Source organism: Pseudomonas reactans, assembly GCF_013385825.1.
GTDB classification, from domain to species: Bacteria; Pseudomonadota; Gammaproteobacteria; order Pseudomonadales; family Pseudomonadaceae; genus Aquipseudomonas; species Aquipseudomonas reactans.
In genome coordinates this window covers 223,544-233,212 of the sequence record NZ_JACAPG010000011.1, presented here as the reverse complement: position 1 = coordinate 233,212, position 9,669 = coordinate 223,544, and the positions used below count along the sequence as shown (strand labels likewise).

13 protein-coding genes and 1 riboswitch are annotated in these 9,669 nt (G+C 60.1%); of the genes, 5 read left to right on the top strand and 8 right to left on the bottom strand.

All coding sequences use genetic code 11. The features are described 5' to 3' along the window. Positions 1-288: 288 nt before the first annotated feature. Positions 289-732 (bottom strand): hypothetical protein, encoded by a 444-nt coding sequence (locus HX868_RS12515; protein ID WP_177003082.1) that lies wholly within the window; start codon positions 730-732, stop codon positions 289-291. A 103-nt stretch (positions 733-835) separates the two neighbouring features. After that, positions 836-1,030: riboswitch (cobalamin riboswitch) on the top strand. Positions 1,031-1,132: 102 nt separating this feature from the next. Here HX868_RS12515 and HX868_RS12510 point away from each other — a divergent pair. Genes HX868_RS12510 through HX868_RS12500 form a run of 3 tightly spaced genes read left to right on the top strand, consistent with a single transcriptional unit; the run spans position 1,133 to position 3,905 of the window. After that, positions 1,133-2,143 (top strand): ABC transporter substrate-binding protein, encoded by a 1,011-nt coding sequence (locus HX868_RS12510; RefSeq protein WP_177003081.1) that lies wholly within the window; start codon positions 1,133-1,135, stop codon positions 2,141-2,143. After that, on the top strand, positions 2,140-3,144 hold the full coding sequence (locus HX868_RS12505) for a FecCD family ABC transporter permease (protein ID WP_016979499.1): 1,005 nt from the start codon (positions 2,140-2,142) through the stop codon (positions 3,142-3,144). Before HX868_RS12510 ends, HX868_RS12505 begins: the two co-directional genes overlap by 4 nt. After that, positions 3,141-3,905 (top strand): ABC transporter ATP-binding protein, encoded by a 765-nt coding sequence (locus tag HX868_RS12500; RefSeq protein WP_177003080.1) that lies wholly within the window; start codon positions 3,141-3,143, stop codon positions 3,903-3,905. The genes HX868_RS12505 and HX868_RS12500 overlap by 4 nt, the downstream gene beginning before the upstream one ends. A gap of 118 nt (positions 3,906-4,023) precedes the next feature. Here HX868_RS12500 and HX868_RS12495 read toward each other — a convergent pair whose 3' ends face one another. From HX868_RS12495 to tspO, 5 genes are read right to left on the bottom strand one after another with little or no spacing between them, the layout of a single operon-like run. Then, complete coding sequence (locus tag HX868_RS12495) at positions 4,024-4,521, bottom strand: GNAT family N-acetyltransferase (protein WP_177003079.1); 498 nt, start codon at positions 4,519-4,521, stop codon at positions 4,024-4,026. Then, positions 4,518-4,742 carry a hypothetical protein gene (locus HX868_RS12490; RefSeq protein WP_177003078.1) on the bottom strand — a complete coding sequence of 75 codons (225 nt, stop codon included), beginning with the start codon at positions 4,740-4,742 and terminating at the stop codon, positions 4,518-4,520. Before HX868_RS12490 ends, HX868_RS12495 begins: the two co-directional genes overlap by 4 nt. A gap of 58 nt (positions 4,743-4,800) precedes the next feature. Continuing rightward, a complete protein-coding gene (locus HX868_RS12485; protein ID WP_177003077.1) occupies positions 4,801-5,259 on the bottom strand; it encodes a GNAT family N-acetyltransferase in 459 nt (152 codons plus the stop codon). A gap of 40 nt (positions 5,260-5,299) precedes the next feature. Then, positions 5,300-6,244: an alpha/beta hydrolase fold domain-containing protein gene (locus HX868_RS12480; protein WP_177003076.1), complete on the bottom strand. Its 945-nt coding sequence runs from the start codon at positions 6,242-6,244 to the stop codon at positions 5,300-5,302. Continuing rightward, entirely contained in the window at positions 6,244-6,684 is a 441-nt protein-coding gene (gene tspO, locus HX868_RS12475; protein ID WP_177003075.1) for a tryptophan-rich sensory protein TspO, read from the bottom strand. Before tspO ends, HX868_RS12480 begins: the two co-directional genes overlap by 1 nt. A gap of 271 nt (positions 6,685-6,955) precedes the next feature. On the opposite strand from tspO, the gene HX868_RS12470 reads away from it, so the two are divergent. Further along, positions 6,956-8,113, top strand: a complete 1,158-nt coding sequence (locus HX868_RS12470; protein ID WP_177003074.1) for a hypothetical protein — start codon at positions 6,956-6,958, stop codon at positions 8,111-8,113. Positions 8,114-8,118: 5 nt separating this feature from the next. Here HX868_RS12470 and HX868_RS12465 read toward each other — a convergent pair whose 3' ends face one another. Continuing rightward, positions 8,119-8,721: a nucleotidyltransferase family protein gene (locus tag HX868_RS12465; RefSeq protein ID WP_177003073.1), complete on the bottom strand. Its 603-nt coding sequence runs from the start codon at positions 8,719-8,721 to the stop codon at positions 8,119-8,121. A 178-nt stretch (positions 8,722-8,899) separates the two neighbouring features. Here HX868_RS12465 and HX868_RS12460 point away from each other — a divergent pair, with 178 nt between their 5' ends. Then, positions 8,900-9,364 (top strand): putative adhesin, encoded by a 465-nt coding sequence (locus HX868_RS12460; RefSeq protein ID WP_177003072.1) that lies wholly within the window; start codon positions 8,900-8,902, stop codon positions 9,362-9,364. On the opposite strand, the gene HX868_RS12455 is transcribed toward HX868_RS12460, so the two are convergent. Beyond that, on the bottom strand, positions 9,361-9,594 hold the full coding sequence (locus HX868_RS12455) for a hypothetical protein (protein ID WP_177003071.1): 234 nt from the start codon (positions 9,592-9,594) through the stop codon (positions 9,361-9,363). The two genes, HX868_RS12460 and HX868_RS12455, sit on opposite strands and share 4 nt — an antisense overlap. Positions 9,595-9,669 lie beyond the last annotated feature (75 nt).

Below are 9,669 nucleotides of genomic sequence, written 5' to 3'. Positions count from 1 at the left end.
GCACACCGAGCCTAGGCGAGGTGCCGAGTGTTGGGGCGAAGCGTTTTTGGTTACTTTTTGCGCTCTTCAAAAAGTGACCCGCTGTAAGAGCGGAACCCACAGCAGCCGTTACCTAAATAACGGATATGTACCCGGCCTGATCCAACATCCAGGCCAGCCGTCACGCCGCCTTCGCAGGCAAGCCCCACATTCTGGCTCGCGGGAGTAACACTAAGATTGCGGCCAACCGTCAAGCCGCCAGCGCCGTACCCCGCGTGGTGTAGATACCTGAGCCCTTTGGCCGTCCCCTCACTGCGCATTGATGTAATGAAACTGCGCCTGCGACTTCTCAACCGCCGCACGCACTTTGTCCTTCTGCGCATCGGTGCCCGAGTAGTAAATCTGCAGGCCCTTCAAATCCTGCCCTTCGACGGCTTTACCGATCACGGCAACATCAACCGGGGTGCCGGCCCCCATGATCAAAAAGAACACATCGCCCAAGCGCTTGGTATTCAGCAATTCGCTCCTGAGGCTGGCAGCGTTTTGGTCGCCGGCCATGGAAATCGCCAGGGTGTCGCCGAACATACCGCTTTTGGGGATGCTCATCGTGTGCAAGCGCAGCTTGTCTGAGTCGGCGGGCATCGACTTGACATAGGCGGTGGAGGCCTCGTCGAGAATCTGCTTTTCAGATTTACCCTGAGTGGCACAACCAGCCAAGGTGGCGATAAGGACGAGCGCGACAAATGATTTCACGGTGTATTCCTTGTGATAAAGCGATCCATGGGCTGAGCATCATAGGAGCCTCACCGCCAGAGAGCTACCGTTGAATTCACGACCTCCCGTTCAACCGCGTGATCGACTACCATACCGCGCCGGTTCCCAAACGGGACTAATAGGGAATCCGAAGCGCGGCACACCCGCGCCAATCGGAACTGCCCCCGCAACTGTAGGTGCTGAGCCTGCTCCTTGATGCCACTGGACCTTGTCCGGGAAGGCCGGAGCCGGGCGACGACGCATCAGTCAGGAGACCTGCCGGCTCGAGCTCAACTACTAACCGGCGGGGTGTCCGGGAAGGACATTCTTGCCTGTCGCGACCACAGCGCTCGAGGGTGTATTTCCGAATGGCACGCACGCTTCACTCGGAGATAGCCCCATGCTGCTACGCGTTACCGCCCTGCTTACCGGTCTGGGCTTCTGTGCCCTGGCCCAAGCCGCACCCACCCACTACCCGCTGACCGTGGAAAACTGCGGCAGCCACCTCACCTTCCAGCAGGCCCCGGCCCGCAGCGTGACCATCGGCCAGGCCGCCACCGAAATGCTCTACGCCCTGGGCGTGGGCGACAAAGTGGTCGGCACCTCGCTGTGGTTCAACAGCGTGCTGCCACAGTACCAGGCGCTGAACGATGGCATCGAGCGCCTGGCCAACAACGAGCCGAGCTTCGAAGCCGTGATCGCCAAGCGCCCGCAACTGGTGGCCGCCGAGCTGGAATGGGTAGTCGGGCCGCAAGGTGTGGTCGGCACCCGCGAGCAATTTCATGAGCTGAAGATCCCCACCTACCTGTTGCCTTCGGACTGCGAAGGCAAGGACAACCTGGTCGGCGCCGACGGCACGCGGCTGGAGCCGTTTCGCATCGAGACGATCTATAAAAGCATCAGCCAACTCGCCGAGATCTTCGACGTGCAGGCACGCGGCCAACAGCTGAACGAAGAACTCAAGGCACGCCTGGCCAAATCCGTCGCCACCGTGCAAAGCAAGGGCCTCAAGCAAGCCAGCGCCTTGGTGTGGTTCTCCAGTTCCGAGATGGCCAGTGACCCTTATGTGGCCGGCCACAAGGGCATTCCGGAGTTCATGCTGGAAACCCTCGGTTTACATAATGTCGTGCAGTCCGACGAAGAGTGGCCCGCCGTCGGCTGGGAAAACCTCGCCAAGGCCAACCCGACCGTGCTGGTGATCGCGCGCATGGACCGCCGCCGCTACCCTGCCGACGATCATGAAAAGAAACTGGCCTTCCTGCGCAGCGACCCGGTCACCCGCAACATGGACGCGGTGAAAAACAACCGCATCATCATCCTCGACGCCCTGGCACTGCAGGCCAGCATCCGCACGTTCGACGGCCTTGAACAACTGGCCACGGCCATCGACGGCTACGATCTGTCCAAATGATCCGAACCCTACTTGCCCTGGCCCTGCTATCAGCCGCCGTACTCGCGGGCGTGGCCATCGGCGAAACCGCCATCTCGCCGCAGGTGGTACTCCAAGTCCTCGCCAACAAACTGTGGGCGGCTGGCTACGTGCTCGACCCGATCGACGAAGGCGTGGTGTGGAACTACCGCCTCACCCGCGCCCTGGTCGCCGCTGCGTGCGGCGCCGGGTTGGCGACGTGCGGGGTGATCCTGCAATCGCTGTTGCGCAACCCGCTGGCCGATCCGTACCTGCTGGGCATCAGCGCTGGCGCCTCGACCGGCGCAGTGCTGGTGGCGTTGATCGGTGTGGGCGGCGGCTTGATCTCGTTGTCGGCGGGCGCGTTTGTCGGCGCCATGGCCGCGTTTGCGCTGGTGATCCTGCTCGCGCGCGCCAGCGGTTCGGCTAGCGGCACCGGCCAGATCATCCTGGCGGGCATTGCCGGGTCGCAGTTGTTCAATGCGCTCACCGCGTTCCTGATCACCAAATCCGCCAGTTCCGAACAGGCGCGCGGCATCATGTTCTGGCTGCTCGGAAACCTCAGCGGCGTGCGCTGGCCTTCGGTGTGGCTGGCGGTGCCGGTGGCGGTTGCAGGCTTGGCGGTGTGCCTGTGGCACCGTCGGGCGCTGGATGCGTTTACCTTCGGCAGCGACTCGGCGGCGTCCCTCGGCATTCCGGTGCGCCGCGTGCAGTTCGTGCTGGTGGGCTGCGCGGCCCTGGTGACGGCGGTGATGGTGTCGATTGTCGGCTCCATCGGTTTTGTCGGGCTGGTGATTCCCCACGCCGTGCGCCTGTTGCTTGGCACCGGGCATTCGCGCTTGCTGCCGGCCAGTGCGTTGGGCGGCGCGTTGTTCTTGATTGCGGCGGATGTGCTATCGCGCACGCTGATCAAGGGCCAAGTGATTCCGGTCGGCGTGGTCACGGCGCTGGTCGGTGCGCCGGTGTTTGCGCTGATCCTCATTGGCCGGAGGAATGCGCGATGACGGTTTTAAGCTGCACGGGGTTGAGCTTCAAAGTGCGCGAAGCTCAACTGCTGCACGATATCCACCTGGACGTACAGCCGGGCGAAACCCTCGGTATTGTCGGGCCGAACGGCTCCGGCAAATCCACCTTGCTCAAGCTGCTCGCCGGCCTGCGCACGCCAGCGTCCGGCGAAGTGCTGCTGGGCGGCCACCGCCTGGGCAAGCTGTCGCGCCGCGCCATCGCGCAACAACTGGCGGTGGTGGAACAGCAGGCCGACACCGACGACGCCATCCGCGTGTTCGACGCCGTGGCGCTGGGCCGCACACCGTGGTTGTCGGCGCTGAGCCCGTGGTCGAATGAAGACGACGTCATCGTCAACCAGGCCCTGCACGACGTCGACGCCACCCACCTGAGCCATCGCGCCTGGCGCAGCCTCTCGGGCGGTGAGCGCCAGCGCGTGCACATCGCCCGTGCGTTGGCGCAACGGCCGCAGATCCTGTTGCTGGATGAGCCGACCAATCATTTGGATATCCAGCATCAACTGGGCATTTTGAAGGGCGTGCAAGGGTTGCCCGTCACCACCTTGATTGCCCTGCATGATCTGAATCAGGCGTTGACCTGTGATCGGCTGGCCGTGCTGGATCACGGACGGTTGGTGGCGTTGGGTAAACCGTTGGAAGTGCTGACGCCGCAGCGTTTGCAAGAGACGTTCGGCGTACAGGCGCATTACCTGACGGATCCGTTTGATGGGGCGCAGATATTGCGGCTACGCCCAAACTGATCAATATATCCCACTGTAGGAGCCGGCTTGCCGGCGATAGCGCCAGACCTGCTTGCCTCTCTGTTTGCTGATACACCGCCATCGCCGGCAAGCCAGCTCCTACAGTGGGGTGGTGGTGTTAGAGGGTGCGCTGCATATGCGTCGTGCGCCACACCGGGTCCGCGTCCACATCCACCACCTCGAATCCCTGCCGAAGCCAAAAATCAATCGCCCCCGGCAAAAACGGATGGGTGTGCAGGTACATCACCGCGACCCGATCTGCTTTGGCCTGCGCCTCCAGCGCACGGTACAACTCGCCCGCCAGACCAAAACGACGAAACGCCGGCAGCACAAACAGGCGCACCACCTCCACGGTCTTGCGGCCCTGGTAATTCAACTGCGGGAAACGCTCGTCATAGGGCAGAGAGCCGATGGCAGCGACGATCTGGCCCTTATCACGCGCGATCAGAAATCGTCCATCGCCGTGCAGATAGATCGCCTCGAACTGCGCCAAGTCCGCCGGCATCCCCGTCGCACTGAGCTTGGGGAAAAGCTCGGCACGGGCTTGCAGCACGAACCTCAATACCTCAGGGATATCCGCCGCAGTGGCCACCTGAATGATCGGGATTGAACTCATGCAACGGCTATCTGCGTAATCCCCACCACCTGCGCCTGCTCCAGAATTTCATCCGGGCTCGCATCCGCGGGCGGCAGGATCAAGCCATTCTCGGCGTCGCCAAAATGCAGCTGCAGCAAATGCAACGCCGCTTCATGCACGGGTAGCTGGGGTTGCTTGAGTTCGAACACATGGGTGCGGGGCTCGTCGTTGAACAGGTAGTCGAGGGTGTATTCGCGCATGGGGGAGTCCTTTTTATAGAATTAGAACAACTGATTAACCTGACTAATCGATCAAGTTTTAAGTTCCCAATCCATTTGCGCGTTCATAGCGAAGGTAACAGTGGGAGTCTGTCCCCACCGCGATAAACCCTGCACATTCATACATCCGCCGGGCAGGGTTGTCTGGACGCACGCTTAAACTCAGGTGAGTGCAGCCGCTGCCCAACGCCGCAACCCCATAGGCATCCAGTAATGCCCGACCTATCCCCTGGCGCCGATAAGCTTCGCTGACATTGATCGTGTAGAGCTCGGCGAAACTGTCCTCGGGTCTCCATAGCGAATACCCGACAAATTGACCGTCGAGCACCGCTACCGTGAGCAGCTCGAAGTTATCGACCCACAGAGCGAGGTTGCGCTCCACCTGCGAGCGCCAGCCGGCTTCGTGAGTGGGCTCCCACTGTTGGATGTAGGCCAACTCGCCTCGGTAGATTGACGGGAGGTCGGTGACAATCGCCGGGCGTAGGCTAAGTGAGTTCACAGGCACGTTTGTTCCTTGCGCTGTATTGAAAGGCGAAAGATTAATCGGACGATGGAAGGTTGAGTACTTCCCCGTTGACTCGCTGGCCTATCCACTCACGGCTAAAGGCAAGTACTTCCTTCCCCATCACCACCGGAAAATGAATAAACCCATGTGCCGCCTCCGGCAACAAATGCGCCTCAGCCCCCGGCCACCGCTCGGCGATCAACAGCGTGTCATCCTTCAACGGATCAAGCGCACCCACGAACATCAACGCCGGCGGCAAGCCTTCAAAGTCGCCATACAAGGGTGACAACGGCGGCTGGCGTCGCGCGTCATCGCTCAACCCCGGCGTGAGCAGGCGCAGCGCCTCGACCATGCCCGGCCCGTCCAGCAACAAGGTGTCGGGCCCCGCCGCGCGCACGCTGGGGGTGCCGGTCAGGTCGTAGACGCCGTAATACAATACCGCCCCGCTCACCCGCTGGAGCAATTCTGGCCATTGCTTCAACGCCAGCAAGGTCGCCGCTGCCAAGTGCCCACCGGCCGATTCGCCGACGACTATCACCGGCAGCCCGGCAAATTCCTCCGTGGTGAGCAGCCACCGCGCCGCCGCCAGGCAGTCGTCCATCAGCCCTTCGACCGGCGTGTCGACCGCCAGCCGATAATCCACCGACACCACCGCCACGTCGCAGGCATTGACCATGCCCAGGTTGAGGTCGTCATCCATCTGCGCATTGCCGATCACCCAGCCGCCGCCATGGATATCCAGTACCACGCCCTTGGGCTGGCCGCTGGGGCGCAGGATGCGCACGGGCACTGAGTCGACGTAGTGGGTTTCAGCCAAAGGGGCTCGCTTGATCTTTTGGCTGACCCGCAACAACGCCTGGATCAAACGCGGCGTGACGCGATTGCGGATCTTGAAGCGCGGCAACCAGGCGAGCTTTTGGTTGAAGCGGCGCATCTCGGCCAGTTCGGGCTCACTGGCAGGCCAGGCTTTTACGGCCATCAGCGGTTATTGCGCAGGATCGAGAAGTTCAGCGCCGCCGCCACACACAACCACGCCAGGTACGGGAACAGGATCAAGCCGGTGATCAGGTCCAACTGCACCGCCAGCACCACCATCGTCGCGACGGTCAGCCACAACACGGCCAGAATCACCATCCCGGCGAGGATGCGATGGGCGCCGAAAAACACCGGTGTCCACAAGGTATTCAACGCAATCTGCGCCGCCCACAAGGCCAACACGGTTTGGCTGCCCGGAATCAGGCTGAGGCGGTAACCGGCCCAGGCCAGCAGCAGGTAAATGATCGTCCACGCCACCGGAAACAGCCAATTGGGCGGCGTGAAGCCGGGTTTGACCAGGGATTCGTACCAGGCACCGGGTTTGAAGAGCATGCCGGTACTGGCAGCGGCGGCGCAGGCGAGCAGGAAGATGAAGAAGGTCATGGGCGATCCTTGGCTGTCGTCAGCGGTGATGAAAAAGGGCTTTTCTGTGCATCCTTCAATGACTCAACCCACCTTCAAAAATTCAATCAAATACTCAATGGGACTGCGTGCGATCCCACTGACCCGCTGCATGCACACCCCCTGAAGAACCGAGCTACCCGCTTAAATCCGGAAGCACTGCTACGCCAGCTCTACACCCATGGACTCTTGCCCGAAATGATGTCGCATTGATACCATCCAGGCTTCACGAAAAAAGGAATCTTCTTGAAGTATGAACACCTCAATGCAGGTATATCTGGACAGTAGCGATTTTTCGAACCTCTCCCGCGCTCAAGGCAAAGATGGTCACGCCATGAGCCAAATAAAGTCAAAATTACTCCACTGGGTTAACAGCGGAAAAATCGAAATTAGATACTCCATGGCTCATATCATGGAGGCGGTGCCTGTTGATATTGCAAGTGTCGAATTTGGACAATTACGCTTGTCGTGCATCAAACAACTCTGCGGGACAAAAGTGTTCATGGACCCCATATCGCTCATCATCAATGAGCTTTCAGGAACTGTCACGTCGGGTGTACTGAATGATCGCGGTCACTGGCTCCCCAACCTGGCAGAGTTATGGAAAGACGACACAAGCAACGATCAGAGTACTGAGCCGCCAAAAAACAGGCAGCAGCGACGCGCGGATAAAGCCAAAACAAAGAAAGCATTGGCTACCGACAACACACTGATGAGAGATATCACTCGGGAGTTTCCGATCAAGCAGAGCAAAACGTTGGAGATGCTCTCTGCTCAGGACTTTACTTCGGCTCTCGCCATCGCCATGCAGGACTCTGTTAACGACTTAGATTTTTTATCCAATTGGTATGTAAAAAACTGGAACACCTCAACACAGTTTTCAACAGGCCTACGGACGGCAGGCAAAGGGCTTAACCATCTGCTTACCGAGTCATCCGCAGAGCTTAAAACCCTCCATGACGAATTGGTGGCGACGGGAGCAAGCGCCTCCGAGGTCAATAAACGTCTGACGGCGTTGGCGAAACAACTGGCTGACAAAGCGCCCCAAGACTTTATTGACGCGCTTTCAGAAGGACACATCCCAGCCAACAGTCTAGTAACCGCCAGCCCCGAAGGCTCGCCCTCGATGTATGTCGCGTCAAAATTTATCGCCCAGATGTTTTTATCATCCGTGGTATCAACCAAGAACACGAGAAAAGCGCGAGACAGCGACCTCGGTGATTTAATCCACACGCTGTACATCCCTTATGTCGATTTCTTCAGAGCTGACTTGGCTACTGCAAACGCCTTGAAAAATGCACAAATCAAATGCAAAGCCAAAGTAGTCACTAGCCTTGAAGACTTGATCAGCGACATCGAGTCAGCCTTGGATGCACGTTCGGCTGCGGTGCCAGCACCCCCACTACCGTAGATGATTCATGGGCAAGTTTTGGCAGACGATAGAAATGGACCTCTGCGGGCTGCCTCTACAAACCTGAGCCAAGGCCAGCGCGCCTGATAACTGCGGGCCTTCTGCAAAAACAACTCAGGTTCCGGATGCAGTGGGTTGATGCGCAGCAGGCCCTGCGCCACGTCCTCCAACCCATACGGCGCGTACAGCTCGCCCGTGGCAATCTCCAACCCGATGCAGGTGCCCGCCACCAGATACCGGTCGATGCCCTGTTTGGCCGTGTGCAACTGCGGATAAGGCCGACCAAACCGCTCGCCGTACCAGAGATGAACCCGCGCCTGGTTCTTCACCTCGACGTTGACGCCCAGGTCCTGGAACAACCGCTCAGCCGCACGGATCACCGCGTCCTCAGCTTCGTAGGACAGGTCCGTATCGAAATAGAAAACGTCGTAGTCCTTTACACCCTGGGCCGCAGGTAGATTCGACTGATGGTTCCACACCGCCTGGAACAGGCAGCCCGCCGTGAGAAAGCACTGGTCCACCCCCAGGTCAGGCAGGCGCGCGATGATTTCGGCGTTGATGGGGTTGGCCATGGCCAGGTTGAGCAGGGTTTCGACGGTCAATGTCATGGGCATTCCTTTCTATCGGGCCAGCGTCAGGCACCCACTGTAGCGCACCCTCATGACAAGATTTCTGGGTTATTTTTGCCCGCGACTGGAATATTCCGCCCACCTCACACGTTCTGAATTCAACTCGCCCCTCCTGCGAAGGGGCGCTCGGCACACCTCAAACGAGCGGGGAATCAGCATGGCGATTGTATTGTCGGGGCACGGGCTGGCCTGTGGGGACGGGTTTCCCCCTTTTGCGCTGCCAAAGGGCTTCACGCTGTACTTCTGGACGGCCGACGGCATTCCCATCCGGGACAACGTGGCGGGCCGGATCGAATCCAACCCCAATTCGATGAACCCGCGTCTAGCCCCTAACGTCGTGTCCCGGGGCGGGCTGGTGAAGGATTACTGGCTGCTGGACTCCACCAACCCGCCGCTGACGATCAACCCCACGCCGGCGCCTCATACGCAGTTGATTGCCGGGGCCGGTGACGCCTGGCGGTTGAGCGAGATCATGGCGTCCTATGAAGCCAAAGGCTGGGGCGATATCAATAATCCGACACCGGTGCATTGGTGCGCCTGCCGCAGTAACTTGCCGGCCCCGGCATGGCAACAGTCGCTCAGGCCGTTCAATCCGGACCCGAAGAAACCTGCCTGGCGCTAGCCCTTCAATTCCGTTGCCCGATTGCTCGCCGCGTCGTCGTAGGCCACATACAGCGACTCGGCGATCTGGCTCTTGATCGCCTTGGTGGATTCCAGCCCGAGCACAAACCCTTCGGCCTTGCCGCCGGCGCGGTTGAGTTCATCGTGTGTGGCAGCGCCGGTGATGGCGTCGAGGAGCTTGGTGGCGTGAGGGCCTACGCCTTTAGGGAGGGAAATCTGGTCAATGGACATGGGCGATACCTTGCAAGAGAGAGGTCGGTAGCGCGTGGAACCACTGCCGGGGAGGCATGGTAGACCGGTTTGCCC

Bases quoted from the DNA above. Each gene is read 5' to 3' on its own strand.
- HX868_RS12470 (WP_177003074.1), top strand. From the start codon at position 6,956: ATGAACACCTCAATGCAGGTATATCTGGACAGTAGCGATTTTTCGAAC.
- HX868_RS12500 (WP_177003080.1), top strand. From the start codon at position 3,141: ATGACGGTTTTAAGCTGCACGGGGTTGAGCTTCAAAGTGCGCGAAGCT.
- HX868_RS12510 (WP_177003081.1), top strand. From the start codon at position 1,133: ATGCTGCTACGCGTTACCGCCCTGCTTACCGGTCTGGGCTTCTGTGCC.
- HX868_RS12465 (WP_177003073.1), bottom strand. From the start codon at position 8,721: ATGACATTGACCGTCGAAACCCTGCTCAACCTGGCCATGGCCAACCCC.
- tspO (WP_177003075.1), bottom strand. From the start codon at position 6,684: ATGACCTTCTTCATCTTCCTGCTCGCCTGCGCCGCCGCTGCCAGTACC.
- HX868_RS12490 (WP_177003078.1), bottom strand. From the start codon at position 4,742: ATGCGCGAATACACCCTCGACTACCTGTTCAACGACGAGCCCCGCACC.
- HX868_RS12455 (WP_177003071.1), bottom strand. From the start codon at position 9,594: ATGTCCATTGACCAGATTTCCCTCCCTAAAGGCGTAGGCCCTCACGCC.
- HX868_RS12495 (WP_177003079.1), bottom strand. From the start codon at position 4,521: ATGAGTTCAATCCCGATCATTCAGGTGGCCACTGCGGCGGATATCCCT.
- HX868_RS12480 (WP_177003076.1), bottom strand. From the start codon at position 6,244: ATGGCCGTAAAAGCCTGGCCTGCCAGTGAGCCCGAACTGGCCGAGATG.
- HX868_RS12505 (WP_016979499.1), top strand. From the start codon at position 2,140: ATGATCCGAACCCTACTTGCCCTGGCCCTGCTATCAGCCGCCGTACTC.
- HX868_RS12460 (WP_177003072.1), top strand. From the start codon at position 8,900: ATGGCGATTGTATTGTCGGGGCACGGGCTGGCCTGTGGGGACGGGTTT.